Raw genomic sequence first — 14,172 nt, forward strand, 5'->3', positions numbered from 1 at the left:
CCGGCTTGCGTTCTCCAGCGTTGTGAAAAGCGAGCGCGGCCCATGTGGCGTTCACGCAATGGCCTGGCCAGACCACTCCTGGCCATACCACAAAAGGATATAAAAATAACAAAACATTCTAACCAAATGGAATTAAGAAATTGAAAGCCTCAAGCCTGCTCCTTACTCTCAGGTCATTTTTCCAGCGCCTGATCAGGAGCCCATCCCGTGCCTACCCGTGCCTTCTCCCCCCTGCGCCGCCTGTTGCTCGGCGGCCTGCTGGCCAGCGTTGCCAGCGCCCTGCTGCCCTGGTCCAGTGCGGTTGCCGACGACGCCAAGACCCTGCGCATCGGCTACCAGAAATTCAACAGCATCAATATCCTCAAGGGCAGCGGTGCCCTGGAAAAGGCCCTCGCGCCGCAAGGCGTCAAGGTCAGCTGGCATGAATTTGCCGCCGGCCCGCAACTGCTCGAAGCACTGAGTACCGGCGCCATCGACCTTGGCCACGCGGCCGATGCACCCTCGGTGTTCGCCCAGGCCGCAGGCAAGCCGGTGGTCTACCTGGCCGCCGAACAACCCTACCCGCGCGGCATCGGCTTGGTGGTGCGCGAGCAGGACCACATCGCCAGCGTGCAAGACCTCAAAGGTAAGCGCGTCGCCACCGGTCGTGGCTGGAACGCCCAATACCTGCTGGCCGTGGCCCTGCAGCAAGCCGGCCTGAGCTACCAGGACATCACCCCAGCCTACGTCAACAATGCCGCCGACGCCGTCGCCGCCCTGCAGTCGGGCAGCGTACAAGCCTCGACCCTGTGGGATCCGTTCCTGGCCGCCGCCGAGCAGCAACCGGGCCTGAAGAACCTGCGTGATGGCAGTGGCCTGAGCAACAACCGCACCTTCTATCTCTCCACAGCAGCTTTTGCTGACCAACACCGCGAGCTGCTCAAGACCTTCTTCAGCGAGCTGGCCAAAGTCAGCCAGTGGGCCAATGCCAAGCCTGCCGAGGTGGCTAGCCTGCTGGCACCGCAACTGGGCATCAGCGCCAACGTGCTGGAAGTGGCCAGCGAACGGCGCAACTACAACGCGGTAGCGATCACCCCGCAGATCGTCGCCGAGCAGCAAAAGCTGGCCGACACCTTCCAGGGCCTGGGCCTGATCCCGCACAAGCTCAGCGTGGCTGACGCGGTCTATCCAACCGCCGTGCTGCCCTGACGCCAAGGAGACCTGGATGTCACGCCCGATCCGTTTCAACGCCTTCAGCAGGAACGCCGCCAGCCACCAGTCGCCAGGCTTGTGGCGCCACCCACGCAATACCAGCGTGCAGTTCAATCGCCTGGACTACTGGACCGACCTTGCTCGCCTGCTGGAGCGCGGCCTGTTCGATGCGCTGTTCATCGCTGACGTACTGGGTATCTACGACGTCTATCAGGGCGGTCCAGAGGCGGCCCTGCGCGGTGGCGTGCAGGTGCCGGTGAATGATCCGCTGCTGCTGGTCCCGGCCATGGCCGGGGTCACCGAGCACCTGGGCTTTGGCGTGACATTCTCGCTGACCTACGAACACCCCTACCCCTTCGCCCGGCGCATGTCGACCCTCGATCATCTGAGCAACGGCCGGGTCGGTTGGAACATCGTCACCGGCTACCTGGACAGCGCCGCGCGCAACCTGGGGTTGGACCGCCAGCTGGGCCACGACCAGCGTTACGACCTGGCCGATGAGTACCTGCAAGTGCTGTACAAACTGTGGGAGAAAAGCTGGGACGACGACGCGGTACTGCTTGAGCGGGACAGCGGGCGCTACATCGATCCGTCCCGCGTACACCCAATCGGCCATCATGGCCAGCACTTCCAGGTCCCCGGCATGCACCTGTGCCAGCCCTCACCCCAGCGCACCCCGGTGCTGTTCCAGGCCGGCGCCTCGGCACGCGGTCAGGCGTTTGCCGCGCAGCATGCCGAGTGCGTGTTCATCAGCGGCCCGTCGCCGACGGTGCTGCGCCGCTATGCCGACGGCGTGCGCCACGCCAGCGCCGCGGCTGGCCGTGGTCGCGACGAGGTACTGATCTACGCCCAAGCGCTGCTGATCGTCGGCCACAGCCGCGAACAGGCCCAGGCACGTTTTGCCGAGTACCGGCGCTATGTCGACCTCGACGCCGCGCTGGCCCTGCTGTCTGGCTGGACCGGCATCGACTTCGCCGGGCTCGACCCGGATGCACTGATCGAGTACGTCGAAAATGACGCCGGCCGGGCGGCCCTGGCCGCCTTCACCGCAGCCGACCCGAACCGCCGCTGGACGGTGCGCGAGGCTGCTGAGTTCATTGGCCTGGGCGGACGCGGCCCGGTGTTGGTGGGCAGTGCCAGCGAAGTGGCCGATCAACTCGAGGTGTGGCTGGATGAGACCGGCATCGACGGCTTCAACCTGACCTACGCGGTGCAACCGGACGATCTGCACAACGTGGTCGAGCTGCTGGTGCCCGAGCTGCAGCGCCGTGGCCGCTATCCTCTTGCCTATCAGGACGGCAGCTTGCGCCACAAGCTGTTCGGCCAAGGCGATCGCCTGCCGGAGCAGCATGCGGGGCGCAACGTCAGCATTCAGTAATCAAATACCGGGTATTTCAACATTTAATTTGTGGATGGCAGTGCACGGACCCTATCCTGTCCGTGCATCCCCTGCGGCGCACCGGCCGGTGCGGTTTCCGGCACGGGGAGAGAACAACAAGTCGAGACTGTCCATGTCGAATCACTCCTACTTCGCCCCTCACGGTGGGCACCCCGCTCAAACCGAGCTGCTGACTGACCGTGCCATGTTCACCGAAGCCTATGCCGTCATCCCCAAGGGCGTGATGCGTGACATCGTCACCAGCCACCTGCCGTTCTGGGACAAGATGCGCATGTGGGTCATCGCCCGTCCGCTGACCGGTTTTGCCGAGACCTTCTCGCAGTACATCGTCGAAGTCGCGCCAGAAGGCGGCAGCGAGCGCCCAGAGCTGGACCCGAATGCCGAAGCGGTGCTGTTCGTGGTCGAGGGTGAGATCGACATCACCCTGGAAGGCAAGCCCCACACCCTGGCCCCAGGCGGCTATGCGTTCATCGCCCCGGGCGCCGAGTGGAGCCTGCGCAACCACAGCAAGGCCAACGTCACCTTCCACTGGCTGCGCAAGCACTACCAGAAGGTCGAAGGCCTGGACCTGCCAGAATCCTTCGTCACCCACCGCGACAAGGCCCAGGTGATCGAGATGCCGGGCACCGAAGGCGCGTGGAAAACCACCCGCTTCGTCGACATGGCCGATATGCGCCACGACATGCACGTCAACATCGTGACCTTCCAGCCAGGCGGTGTGATTCCGTTCGCTGAGACCCACGTCATGGAACACGGCCTGTACGTACTGGAAGGCAAGGCGGTGTATCGCCTGAACCAGGACTGGGTCGAGGTTGAAGCCGGTGACTTCATGTGGCTGCGCGCCTTCTGCCCGCAAGCGTGCTACTCCGGCGGTCCAGGTCCGTTCAGCTACCTGCTGTACAAGGACGTTAACCGTCATGTGCACCTGACCCTCAACCCAAAGCGTTGAGTTCAGGCTGAGAATATTGGGGCTGCGCTGCGGCCCCAATATCTGCCACCCCTTCGAAGTTTTTGGCCATACTAGAAATCGATACCCTCAACAGCGGCCCACGACCATGCCCCGCCCCCGCCTGCTGGTCGCTTTGTTATTCCTGCTCCCGCTCAACGTTCATGCCGATGATTGGCGCCTGGCGCACCAACAAGACGGCATCGATGTCTACCTGAGCGCCGTGCCCAGTTCCGCCTATCAACAGTTTCGCGGCGTCACCCGAATCAAGGCCAGCGTGCGTACGCTGGTAGATCTGCAGGAAAACCTGCGGGTAGCCTGCAAATGGTTGTATGCCTGCGCCCAGATGCGCCTGTTGCAAGTCGACGGCGACAGCACCTGGGTCTACCTCACGACCGACCTGCCCTGGCCAGCGCAACCCCGCGACATCGTCCTCAAGGTGCGCAGCGAGCGCCTGGACGACGGCACGCTGGTGCGCCATCTGAGCGCAGAGCCGAGCAAGCTGCCCCCGGTGCAAGGCTTGATCCGCGTGCGCCGGCTGCAGGGTGAATGGATCATGCGTCCACTGGGCGAGCGCGAGACCGAGGTCACCTATCAGTTGCAGGCCGACCCCGCCGGCGATGTGCCGGGCTGGCTGGCCAATCGGTTCGTGATCGATGCGCCACTGGTGACCTTGCGCACCCTGCGCGCCGTCGCCGAGCGCCAACCCTGAGCGCGAACGATCGGATGACCGTTGGTGAAATGTTTGGAACGACTTTACCGGCCTGGCTTCAAAACAATGATGCTCGTCATCTTTCGCCAGGAGCCTCTTTATGACTTTTCTATCTCTCGAAGCGCTATGAAGAGTACCTATCGCGCTTCCAGTGCATGCCTTGAGCTGGACTTTGTCCGCGACACCCTGTTCGGCCCGGTGGCCCAACGTGTCGAATGCCATGTGCAGTTGGCCGCCATCAACCTGCAAGGCTGCCCAGCGTTGCGCTTGCATGTGTCACCGCCGTTACCCGCCAAGCTCGACCGCGCCCACAGCGTGGCATTCATCTGGGATGGTCGCAGCTACTGTGGCGTGGTACGCGATCATGGCCGTTGTGGCGATGGCGGGTTGAACCTGCTGCTCGAACTGCAGTAAGGCGATCAGTGGCAGGCAATTAAGCTGAACCCAGCCGCCACCGCGCTTCTCCATTGAAAGAGGATCCGCTTGTCCTAGCGCGAAAGCCTTGAGGAGATCGCCATGAACAGTCCGTTGCTCAAGCTCTTCATTCACCCCGCTGACGCCTGGCTGGATATCCGCCATGCCGAGGAAGCCCATCCGCAGCAATACCTGCCTCGCCTGTTGGCGATGGCGCTGATCCCCGCGTTATGCCTGTTCGTCGGCACCACTCAGTTCGGCTGGAGCCTGGCCGGTGAAGAGCGGGTGCGCTTGAGCGTGGCCAGTGCCACTCAACTAAGCGGTTTGCTTTATGCCACCACGGTGGTCGGCGTGATGATCATGGGCGTGATGATCCGCTGGATGTCACGCGGCTTCGATGCCCAACCAACGCTCAATCAGTGCATCGGCTTTGCTGCGTATTGCGCCACGCCATGGTTTGTTGCGGGAGTGGTGGGCTTGGTCCCCATGCGCTGGCTGGCTGTTGCGGCGCTGGCAGCGGCATCGGCCTACGCCACCGTATTGCTGTATGGGGGGTTGCAGACGTTTCTGCGCTTGCGCAAGGAGCAGGCCATGCTGTTCGCCACCTGCGTGTGGGGAGTGGGCCTATTGCTGATGGTGACCATCCTGGTGTCGATGATCCTGTTCTGGTTCAACACCTTGATGCCTGAATATGTGCGCCCGGCCAACCTTGGCTGACCGGGGCAACCGACAGCGCTCAGGCGATGGCCCTGGCCGCTGTGACATGATGGGCCAGGCGCTGCTCAGCGCGAAGCTGTGCCACTAGCCCTACCAGATCACGACAACTATTGAGGTTTGCGACCGGCACATCGGTGAGGGTCACACAATCCTCAAGACTCTGCCCGTCACCGAGCCGAATGGTCAGGTGGGCGCCATCGGGGCAACTGACTTCACAACGGTCTGGCAGGCAGGCTTGCTCAATGATCTGACGCATTTCCAGCATCGAAACACCAATCAACGACATGGTACGACCCTCTCTTCATCGGATGGCCTGTTATGTTTAATTACGCCGTCAGCGGGCGAGACGCCAATTGATAGTGCGCATGTTCAAGCGGCCGTCCATTTGCCAGAACAATCCCAGCGCAAGCAATCCTCTAGCACCTTAGTGGAAGATCCCCGCCAGGCGGCGACCGTTCGTTCTACTGCGCCTGTGACGCGACGGGCGGTCGCAGATCACTCAATGAAGTCCACAAATGCTGCGCCGCATAGGCTCGCCACGGTCGCCAGGCTTGAGCGCGGTGGGCCAAATCTGCCTCCACGCCTTCCAACACCTGCAGCGCCTTGATCAACGCCACATCACCCAGCGGTAACGCATCGGCGTCACCCAGTTGGCGCAGCGCAAGGTACTGCGCGCTCCATGGGCCGATCCCTTTGAGCTTGAGCAGGCGCTCAAGCGCGGTATGTGACGCCTGGCCAGGATCGAGTAGATCAGGGCTGGCCAACAAGGCGTTGGCCAAGGTGGTCAGTGTGACTGCGCGAGCACGCGGCATGCCCAGGCCCTCCAGCGTCAGGCCAGCGATTGCGCTTGCACGAGGGAAGACATGGCTCAGCCCGGCTGCCGCCAACGCCAGCGGTTGACCATGGCGCTGGACCAGGCGACCGGCCAGGGTCATGGCGGCGGCGACCGTGACTTGCTGACCCAGTACCGTGCGCATGGCTTGTTCGAAGCCGTCCCAACCCTGCGCGACGCGCAGGCCAGGGCGGCGGGCCAACAATTGGGCCATCAGCGCATCGCGCCCCAGTTCGGCCTGGATGCGCGCAGGCTCTGCGTCCAGATCGAACACCCGGCGCAGGCGCGCGACCAGCGCAGCTACAGCGCCAGGGGCAACCCCAGACAATTCCACCCGCAGCTGCGCGCCGTTCGCCGGCGACACCTGCACTGTCCCCGGGCGCCCGCACCACTCGAAGCTGCGCCGGTACACCTCACCTTGGCAGCGCTCGATCCCGGGAATGCAACGCGCAGCCAAGAAGGCCAACATTGCCGGCCAGTCGTAAGGGGCGCGGTAACGCAGCCACAGGCAAGCCCCGCCCTTGGGCCGTACGCTACGGCGCACGGCCTGCAAGCGGGACAAGCGGGTGATCAATGCGGCGCCCCCTCCCCTGCATCGGCCATCAGGCCGAAACGCCCTGCATGGAAATCATCGAATGACTCGGCGATTTCTGCCTGGCTGTTCATCACGAACGGGCCGTATCCGACAATTGGCTCATCGATCGGCTCGCCGCTGAGCAGCAGCACTACGGCGTCGTTCAGCGCTTGCACGTGCACCTGTTCACCCGAGCGATCCAGCAACACCAGGCTGGCAGGGCCTGCATCGCGCTCGTCATTGACCCGGACACTGCCGCGCAGCACTACCAATGCGGCGTTACGGCCCTCTGCCACGGGCAATTGCAGTTCGGCACCTGCCTTGAGCTGCATGTCCCAGACGTCCATCGCGGTAAAGGTCCGCGCCGGGCCTGCATGGCCTTGGTAATGACCGGCAATCACACGCAAAGTACCGCCATCGTTGGCCAGCGCGACCACCGGGATATCCGTCGACAGCAGGGTCTGGTAGCCCGCCGCAGCACGTTTGTCCTTGGCTGGCAGGTTGACCCACAACTGCACCATTTCCAGGGCGCCGCCGCTGCGAGCAAAGGCCGGAGAATGGAACTCTTCATGGATGATGCCGTTGGCGGCGGTCATCCACTGCACATCGCCCGGCCCGATCAGGCCACCGGCGCCGGTGGAGTCGCGGTGCTCCAATTCGCCTTGATAGACGATGGTCACCGTCTCGAAGCCCCGATGCGGGTGCTGGCCAACCCCGCGACGGGCGTTGGTCGGGGTGAAGTCATGGGGCCCGGCGTAGTCGAGCAGCAGGAACGGGCTGATCTTGCTGGCCAGGTGGTCGTAGGTGAACAGGCTGCGCACCGGGAAACCGTCGCCTACCCAGTGGGCATTGGGGTTTTGGTGGATACCCAGAATCTTTTTCATGAGATGTCTCCTCTCTCGGCTGGGTATAACCTTACCTATAGTGCCAATGGCGCGGTAGATGGCCAAAACAGCACTCATCGTCCCATCTATGGAACATCAACCTCAGATCGCCTGCATTGCCAGTAACTCCGTAAGCACCTCGGCCAGGGCCTTGACCATCACGTCCGCCGTGGGCCGGTGCACGATGACGATCTCGTAGCTGTCGACCTCGGGCAACCCCTGCACCGCGCCGAGTACCCGATGTTCAGCAGTGGCCGCGCGCGGCGGTAGCAGGCTGACGCCCATGCCATCGGCCACCGCCGCCTGAATGCCGCTGAGGCTGGAGCTGGTAAAGCTGATGCGCCAGCGCCGGCCGATGCCCTCAATGGCGCTGATCATATCGTCGCGGTACAGGCCACGGGGTGGGAAGGTCACCAACGGTATGGGATCCAGATCGAAGGCAGGCAGGCGCGCACTGTCGATCCACTGCAAACGCTCCGGCCAGCACGCCACGCCTTCACGACTGTTGCGTCGCTGCTTGAGCAGCACCAGGTCGAGTTCACCATTGTCGTAGGCCTGGCTGAGGTCGCGACACAGCCCGCTGGTGACTTCCAGCTTGACCTGCGGATGCTGGCGGCTGAAGGCCGACAAGGCGTTGGTCGTGCGGCCGCCGACGAAGTCTTCCGGAACCCCCAGGCGCACAGTCATACCGACCATGGCGCCGGCCAGGGCCTCGAGCATCTGATCGTTCAACGCCAGCATGTGCCGGGCGTAGCCAAGCAGGGTCTGACCGGCGTCGGTGGGCAGTACGTCACGGTTGCCGCGTACCAGCAGACGATGGCCGACCATCTCTTCCAACCGGCGTACTTTTTGGCTGATGGTCGACTGGGTCGAGTGCAGCCTTGCCGCTGCCGTGGTGAAGCTGCCGCAATCGGCCACCACGACAATGGCCCGCAGCAGGTCGAGGTCGAACAGGGCTCTATTCGATTTCACGCTAACAGACATCGCGCTATTCAACTTGTAAATGACAAGCGTGAGTTCTAACACGCCCACCGGCTGCCGACCAGCGCTATCAGCGCCCCATTCACAACGGCACTGCATGCCATCCAGATAAATCACTTCAACCCCTCACGCGGTTTTTCTAGGATGGACATTCATTGAACAGGAGCCGCCGCATGCGTCTACCCTGCGCTGCACTGCTGATGCTGCTTAGCTGCTGCAACTTAACCGCTTATGCCGAGACTACGATGACCGACTCTTTGATCGACGCTGCCCACCGGGGCGATGGGCTAACCGTGCAGCGCCTGCTGGATCAGGGTGCGCCGTTGGAGGCCAGGGACGCGCAGGGCCGCACTGCGCTGCTGGTCGCGACCCAGGCCAATCAACTGCAAGCGGCGCAGGCACTGATCGCGGCCGGCGCCGATGTGAATGCCAAAGACAATATCCACGACAGCCCCTACCTGTACGCCGGGGCGCGTGGGCTCAACGACATCCTGCGCCTGACCCTCGAACATGGCGCCGACCTCAAAAGCACCAACCGCTATGGCGGTACCGCCTTGATCCCTGCGGCTGAGCGCGGCCATGTTGAAACCGTGCAGATGCTGATCGATGCCGGGGTGGATGTGAATCACCTCAATCGCCTGCACTGGACCGCCCTGCTGGAGGCGGTAATCCTCGGCGATGGCGGGCCGCGCCATGTGGAGATCGTGCGGCGGCTGCTACAAGCCGGCGCTGATCCGACGATCGCTGACAAGGACGGCGTTAGCGCCCTGGAGCATGCGCGCCAGCGCGGTTATCAGGAGATGGTTCAACTGCTCAACAAATAGAACGGGCGCTGCGCTACGGCCCTTCGCGGGTAAACCCGCTCACCCTGTTGCCTTGGTGAGCGACGCTTACCCGTGTGCCGGCGACCCACGAAGAGGCCAGACCTGACCCCCGCCGAGTATTCCCCAGACAGGTCACCCCCCCTACAGACCAGCACAAGAACCTGTGGGAGCGGGCTTGCCCGCGAAGAGGTCGGCACTGACGTTATTGCATCCAGGGCGGTGGCGGTTCCTCGGCCTTGACCGGCCCATGCTCAGCCTCCTCTCGGGCAGCCCGACGGCGGGCATCATCGAGCCTCGCCGCTTCGATCTCGCGCAGCACGCCACCGACATCGGCATCGTGGTCGTCGTCCTTGAACTGCCCGGTCAACGGCGTATCGGCCAGCAACTCACCAGCCTCGAACAGCGACCACATTTCCCGCGCATAACGGGTGGCCTTGAGCTCCGGGGCAAAACGGCCGAAATAGCCGCTCATGTTCGCCACATCGCGCTCAAGCATGCTGAAGGCATGGTTGTTGGCCGCAGCATCCACCGCCTGGGGCAAATCGATGATCACCGGACCGTCCGGGCCAAGCAGCACGTTGAACTCGGAAAGATCACCATGCACCAAGCCTGCGCAGAGCATCAGCACGATCTGGCGAATCACGAAAGCGTGGTACTCGCGCGCCTGCTCAGGCTCCAGGTGCACGTCGTTCAGGCGCGGCGCGGCGTTGCCGTCCTCGTCCACCACCAGTTCCATCAGCAATACGCCGTCCTGGAAATCGAACGGCTTGGGCACCCGCACGCCGGCATGAGCCAGACGGAACAAGGCCGCCACCTCGGCGTTCTGCCAGGCGTCTTCGGCTTCTTTACGGCCGTACTTGGACCCCTTGGCCATGGCCCGGGCCTGGCGGCTGTTGCGCACCTTGCGCCCTTCCTGGTACTCGGCGGCCTGGCGGAAACTGCGTTTGTTGGCTTCCTTGTAGACCTTGGCGCAGCGCACCTGGGTGCCGCAGCGCACTACATAGACCGCTGCTTCCTTACCACTCATCAGCGGCCGTAGTACTTCGTCGACCAGCCCGTCTTCGATCAGCGGTTCAATCCGTTTTGGAGTCTTCATCAGGTTTAATTCGGGGTCCTGTTCTGCCAGACACTGGGTTTGCCGGCCATCCTCTCACAGCCTGAACCGACTTGCTCGCTCCGCCGCTATTCGATACGCGGATGTTGTTGTACCAAATGCTTGCGTTTGGCCTCCAGCTCGGCGATTTGCTGATCGATGTCTTCGATTTTCTGCTCGATATTGTCGTGATGTTCCTGCAAAAGCTCGCGCGCCTCCTCGATATCGGATGCCGCTGGAGCAGCGCCGCGCAAGGGCTGGTTGGCGGTTTCCTTCATGGTCACACCGGTTACCAGGCCGACCAGGGCAATCACCATCAGGTAGTAGGCTGGCATGTACAGGTCATTGGTGCTTTCCACCAGCCAGGCGGCAATGGTCGGCGTGAGGCCTGCGATGAGCACGGAAATGTTGAAGGCACTGGCCAGCGCGCTGTAGCGAATATGGGTGGGGAACATCGCCGGCAGGGTCGAGGCCATCACGCCGATAAAGAAGTTGAGCAGGATCGCCAGCACCAGCAAGCCGGCGAAGATCACGCCGAGCACGCCACTGTTGATCATCATGAACGCCGGGATGGCCAGGATGAACAAGCCGACGCTACCGCAGATGATGAAAGGCCTGCGGCCGAATTTATCGCTGAGCAAGCCGATCACCGGTTGCACGAACAGCATGCCGACCATGATCGCGATGATGATCAGTACCCCGCGGCTTTCGCTGTAGTGCAGGTTGTGTGACAGGTAGCTGGGCATGTAGGTGAGCAGCATGTAGTAGGTGACGTTGGTCGCGATCACCACGCCAATGCAGGTCAACAGGCTGCGCCAGTGCTGGGTAGCGACTTCCTTGAACGACACCTTGGGGCCGGAGGCCAACCCTTCGCGGTCGCCCTGTTCGAGTTTGTCGACGTGTTGCTGGAACGCCGGGGTTTCTTCCAGGGCGTGACGCAGGTACAGGCCGATGATGCCCAGCGGCAACGCCAGCAGGAACGGCAGGCGCCAGCCCCACTCAAGGAACTTCTCCTCGCCGACGATGGCGGAGATGAACACCACCAGCCCTGCACCAAACACAAAGCCTGCGATCGAGCCGAAGTCCAGCCAGCTGCCAAGGAAGCCGCGCTTGCGATCCGGGGCGTATTCAGCGACGAAGATCGACGCCCCGGTGTATTCGCCGCCAACCGAAAAGCCCTGGGCCATCTTGCACAGCAGCAACAGGATCGGCGCCCAGATGCCGATCGAGGCATAGGACGGGATCAGGCCAATGGCGAAGGTACTCAGGGACATGATCACGATGGTGGCGGCGAGGACTTTCTGGCGCCCGTAGCGATCACCCAGCGCGCCGAAGAACAGCCCGCCCAACGGGCGAATCAAGAACGGTACGGAAAAGGTGCCAAGGGCTGCGATCATCTGTACGCCCGGGTCGGCGCCTGGGAAAAACACCTTGCCCAGCACATAGGCGACAAAGCCATAGACGCCGAAGTCGAACCATTCCATGGCATTGCCTAAGGCAGCGGCGGTGATCGCCTTGCGCATCTTGGCGTCGTCGACGATGGTGATGTCTTTCAAGCCAATCGGCTTGACGCTTTTCTTGCGTGATTTCATATCCGTCACTCTGTATCTGACTTGTCCTGTGCCTGGCTGCCATCGTTTTGGTGGCCAGGCTCTAAGGCATCAGATACAAAGGGATACGAAATAATTCACCACTAACTGCTTTTTTCAATGAACTCAAAGGCATCATCGCGGGGCAAGCCCGCTCCAGGTTTGGTGCTCGGGCCAATTGCTGGGGCGACTTACTTCCTGTGGGAGCGGGCTTGTCCCGCGATGAAGCCGGTACGGCTTGGCAGTGCCTCTACTGATTGCGCGTCACTCGCCACACCGTATTGGCCAGGTCATCGGCAATGATCAACGCCCCGCGCGGATCGACCGTGACCCCGACCGGCCGGCCGCGGGTCTTGCCGTCTTCCCCCCTGAAGCCGGTGGCGAAGTCCACCGGCTCACCTGCCGGCCGGCCATTGCTGAACGGCACGAAGATCACCTTGTAGCCCACAGGATTGGGCCGGTTCCAACTGCCGTGCTCGCCGACGAAGACGCCATCAGCGAACGCCTCGCCCATCGCTGGCAGCGAGAAGTCGACCCCCAGCGCCGCCACGTGCGAGCCAAGGCTGTAGTCCGGTTTTATCGCTGCGGCGACCTTGTCCGGGTTTTGCGGCTGCGCGCGCGGGTCGACGTTCTGGCCCCAATAGCTATAGGGCCAACCGTAGAAACCGCCCTCCTTGACCGAGGTCAGGTAGTCGGGCACCAGATCAGGGCCCAGCTCGTCGCGCTCGTTGACCACCGTCCACAACTGCCCGGTGCCGGGCTGGATGGTCAGCGCGGTCGGGTTGCGCAGCCCAGTCGCATAAGGCCGATGGGCGCCGGTCTGGGCGTCGATCTGCCAGACCATCGCCCGGTCGATCTCGGCTTCCATGCCACGCTCGGTGATATTGCTGTTGGAACCGATACCGACATACAGGTAGCGACCATCAGGGCTGATGGTCAGGGCTTTGGTCCAGTGGTGATTGATCTCGGCCGGCAGATCGGTGACTTTGCTGGGCGGGCCGCTGGCCTGGGTCTGGCCTTCGCTGTAGTCGAAACGCACCAGCGCATCCTGGTTGGCCACGTAGAGCTTGCCCTCGGCAAAGGCCAGGCCGTAGGGCGCGTTGAGGTTTTCGGCAAACACGGTCTTGAGCTCATAGTTGCCGTCGCCGTCGGCGTCGCGCAGTAAGGTCAGGCGGTTGCCGCCCTTGACCTGGGTATTGCCCTTGGCCTTGATCGAACTGGCGATAACGTCCTTGGGCTTGAGTTTCGCGGCGCTGCCGCCGCGCCCCTCGGCCACCAGAATATCGCCGTTGGGCAGCACCAGGGTCTGGCGCGGAATCCGCAGGTCAGTCGCGATGGCGCTGATACTGTAGCCCTGTGGCACGGTCGGTTTTTGCTCACCCCAGGCGGTTGGCTGGGCGATTTTCATGCTCGGCAGCAAGCCGCGCTGAGGATCGGGCAACTTGGGGTCGGCGCCGTAGGTTTGCTGGGCATCGCCTTCGCCGCCACAGGCGCTGAGCAGCAGCGCCATGCTCAAGGCAGTCAGTGGGTATCTAGGGTTCATTGCGCACCTCCCGATCGCAAGTTGGTCAGGCCGATCCAGGTCGCGATACAGGCCAGCGCGCTGACGATCACCGACAGCACCAGGCCCGAGGGCATTACCGCCCAGGCGTCCTTGGCATGCTCGAAGGCATTGACCAGGCCCAGCAGCCAGGTGGCCAGCAGCACCAGGAAATACACCAGCGCACGCCCGCCTTTATGCTCGGCACGGATCAGATTGAGCAACCCGAACAGCAACGCCAGCCCGCAGAACAGCAAGCCGCCAGCGATTAGCCAGGCGGCGAAATTGCTCCACTGGATCTGGTAGCTCTGGTAGTAGGCGATGTCACTGAGCAAACCGCCGAGAAACAGCGGCACAGTACCGGCCAGCAAGGTCGCGTGCAGCGGACCTGGCGTGCAGCGATAGACAGGTTGAGTGGTAACAGTCACGGCGGCTCCTTTTCATTCGACAATCCTTGAAGTCCTGCTCAGCGCAGC

Annotated in this window: 15 protein-coding genes; 7 read left to right on the forward strand and 8 right to left on the reverse strand. The window is 62.8% G+C overall.

Features of this window, described 5'->3' with window-relative positions; all coding sequences use genetic code 11:
• The first annotated feature begins 207 nt into the window (after positions 1 to 207).
• The 6 genes from HU737_RS10680 to HU737_RS10705 all read left to right on the forward strand — a co-directional run bounded on the left by HU737_RS10680 (position 208) and on the right by HU737_RS10705 (position 5,379).
• Positions 208 to 1,188, forward strand: coding sequence for an aliphatic sulfonate ABC transporter substrate-binding protein (locus HU737_RS10680; RefSeq protein ID WP_186557051.1), 981 nt, complete (start codon positions 208 to 210; stop codon positions 1,186 to 1,188).
• A gap of 16 nt (positions 1,189 to 1,204) precedes the next feature.
• Entirely contained in the window at positions 1,205 to 2,569 is a 1,365-nt protein-coding gene (locus tag HU737_RS10685) for an LLM class flavin-dependent oxidoreductase (RefSeq protein ID WP_186557049.1), read from the forward strand.
• A 133-nt stretch (positions 2,570 to 2,702) separates the two neighbouring features.
• Positions 2,703 to 3,539: a bifunctional allantoicase/(S)-ureidoglycine aminohydrolase gene (locus HU737_RS10690; RefSeq protein WP_186557047.1), complete on the forward strand. Its 837-nt coding sequence runs from the start codon at positions 2,703 to 2,705 to the stop codon at positions 3,537 to 3,539.
• A gap of 106 nt (positions 3,540 to 3,645) precedes the next feature.
• Complete coding sequence (locus tag HU737_RS10695; RefSeq protein WP_186557046.1) at positions 3,646 to 4,248, forward strand: START domain-containing protein; 603 nt, start codon at positions 3,646 to 3,648, stop codon at positions 4,246 to 4,248.
• Between the two features lie 126 nt (positions 4,249 to 4,374).
• The gene (locus HU737_RS10700; RefSeq protein WP_186557045.1) at positions 4,375 to 4,662 is read left to right on the forward strand and encodes a hypothetical protein; all 288 of its coding nucleotides are present in this window, start codon (positions 4,375 to 4,377) and stop codon (positions 4,660 to 4,662) included.
• A gap of 102 nt (positions 4,663 to 4,764) precedes the next feature.
• Positions 4,765 to 5,379 carry a Yip1 family protein gene (locus tag HU737_RS10705; protein ID WP_186557043.1) on the forward strand — a complete coding sequence of 205 codons (615 nt, stop codon included), beginning with the start codon at positions 4,765 to 4,767 and terminating at the stop codon, positions 5,377 to 5,379.
• 19 nt (positions 5,380 to 5,398) lie between these two features.
• Here HU737_RS10705 and HU737_RS10710 read toward each other — a convergent pair whose 3' ends face one another.
• The 4 genes from HU737_RS10710 to HU737_RS10725 all read right to left on the reverse strand — a co-directional run bounded on the left by HU737_RS10710 (position 5,399) and on the right by HU737_RS10725 (position 8,653).
• Positions 5,399 to 5,665, reverse strand: coding sequence for a DUF1652 domain-containing protein (locus HU737_RS10710; RefSeq protein WP_186557041.1), 267 nt, complete (start codon positions 5,663 to 5,665; stop codon positions 5,399 to 5,401).
• Positions 5,666 to 5,840: 175 nt separating this feature from the next.
• Positions 5,841 to 6,680, reverse strand: a complete 840-nt coding sequence (locus HU737_RS10715; RefSeq protein WP_264082877.1) for a DNA-3-methyladenine glycosylase family protein — start codon at positions 6,678 to 6,680, stop codon at positions 5,841 to 5,843.
• A gap of 101 nt (positions 6,681 to 6,781) precedes the next feature.
• On the reverse strand, positions 6,782 to 7,669 hold the full coding sequence (locus HU737_RS10720) for a pirin family protein (protein WP_186557039.1): 888 nt from the start codon (positions 7,667 to 7,669) through the stop codon (positions 6,782 to 6,784).
• Between the two features lie 102 nt (positions 7,670 to 7,771).
• Positions 7,772 to 8,653, reverse strand: a complete 882-nt coding sequence (locus tag HU737_RS10725; RefSeq protein WP_186557038.1) for a LysR substrate-binding domain-containing protein — start codon at positions 8,651 to 8,653, stop codon at positions 7,772 to 7,774.
• Positions 8,654 to 8,823: 170 nt separating this feature from the next.
• On the opposite strand from HU737_RS10725, the gene HU737_RS10730 reads away from it, so the two are divergent.
• Entirely contained in the window at positions 8,824 to 9,474 is a 651-nt protein-coding gene (locus HU737_RS10730; protein ID WP_186557037.1) for an ankyrin repeat domain-containing protein, read from the forward strand.
• Positions 9,475 to 9,676: 202 nt separating this feature from the next.
• On the opposite strand, the gene HU737_RS10735 is transcribed toward HU737_RS10730, so the two are convergent.
• From HU737_RS10735 to HU737_RS10750, 4 genes are all read right to left on the reverse strand, one after another.
• Positions 9,677 to 10,570, reverse strand: a complete 894-nt coding sequence (locus HU737_RS10735) for a PA4780 family RIO1-like protein kinase (RefSeq protein ID WP_186557036.1) — start codon at positions 10,568 to 10,570, stop codon at positions 9,677 to 9,679.
• An 86-nt stretch (positions 10,571 to 10,656) separates the two neighbouring features.
• Positions 10,657 to 12,159, reverse strand: a complete 1,503-nt coding sequence (proP, locus tag HU737_RS10740; RefSeq protein WP_186557035.1) for a glycine betaine/L-proline transporter ProP — start codon at positions 12,157 to 12,159, stop codon at positions 10,657 to 10,659.
• A 247-nt stretch (positions 12,160 to 12,406) separates the two neighbouring features.
• A complete protein-coding gene (locus HU737_RS10745) occupies positions 12,407 to 13,699 on the reverse strand; it encodes a PQQ-dependent sugar dehydrogenase (protein WP_186557034.1) in 1,293 nt (430 codons plus the stop codon).
• Positions 13,696 to 14,124, reverse strand: a complete 429-nt coding sequence (locus HU737_RS10750; protein WP_186557033.1) for a DUF2231 domain-containing protein — start codon at positions 14,122 to 14,124, stop codon at positions 13,696 to 13,698. Before HU737_RS10750 ends, HU737_RS10745 begins: the two co-directional genes overlap by 4 nt.
• Positions 14,125 to 14,172 lie beyond the last annotated feature (48 nt).

The organism is Pseudomonas urmiensis, from assembly GCF_014268815.2.
GTDB classification, from domain to species: domain Bacteria; phylum Pseudomonadota; class Gammaproteobacteria; order Pseudomonadales; family Pseudomonadaceae; genus Aquipseudomonas; species Aquipseudomonas urmiensis.

Excerpts from the sequence above, each read along its gene's own strand:
- HU737_RS10725 (WP_186557038.1), bottom strand. The coding sequence starts at position 8,653 with ATGTCTGTTAGCGTGAAATCGAATAGAGCCCTGTTCGACCTCGACCTG.
- HU737_RS10730 (WP_186557037.1), top strand. The coding sequence starts at position 8,824 with ATGCGTCTACCCTGCGCTGCACTGCTGATGCTGCTTAGCTGCTGCAAC.
- HU737_RS10690 (WP_186557047.1), top strand. The coding sequence starts at position 2,703 with ATGTCGAATCACTCCTACTTCGCCCCTCACGGTGGGCACCCCGCTCAA.
- HU737_RS10735 (WP_186557036.1), bottom strand. The coding sequence starts at position 10,570 with ATGAAGACTCCAAAACGGATTGAACCGCTGATCGAAGACGGGCTGGTC.
- HU737_RS10720 (WP_186557039.1), bottom strand. The coding sequence starts at position 7,669 with ATGAAAAAGATTCTGGGTATCCACCAAAACCCCAATGCCCACTGGGTA.
- HU737_RS10685 (WP_186557049.1), top strand. The coding sequence starts at position 1,205 with ATGTCACGCCCGATCCGTTTCAACGCCTTCAGCAGGAACGCCGCCAGC.
- HU737_RS10695 (WP_186557046.1), top strand. The coding sequence starts at position 3,646 with ATGCCCCGCCCCCGCCTGCTGGTCGCTTTGTTATTCCTGCTCCCGCTC.
- HU737_RS10700 (WP_186557045.1), top strand. The coding sequence starts at position 4,375 with ATGAAGAGTACCTATCGCGCTTCCAGTGCATGCCTTGAGCTGGACTTT.
- HU737_RS10710 (WP_186557041.1), bottom strand. The coding sequence starts at position 5,665 with ATGTCGTTGATTGGTGTTTCGATGCTGGAAATGCGTCAGATCATTGAG.
- HU737_RS10705 (WP_186557043.1), top strand. The coding sequence starts at position 4,765 with ATGAACAGTCCGTTGCTCAAGCTCTTCATTCACCCCGCTGACGCCTGG.
- proP (WP_186557035.1), bottom strand. The coding sequence starts at position 12,159 with ATGAAATCACGCAAGAAAAGCGTCAAGCCGATTGGCTTGAAAGACATC.
- HU737_RS10715 (WP_264082877.1), bottom strand. The coding sequence starts at position 6,680 with ATGTTGGCCTTCTTGGCTGCGCGTTGCATTCCCGGGATCGAGCGCTGC.
- HU737_RS10745 (WP_186557034.1), bottom strand. The coding sequence starts at position 13,699 with ATGAACCCTAGATACCCACTGACTGCCTTGAGCATGGCGCTGCTGCTC.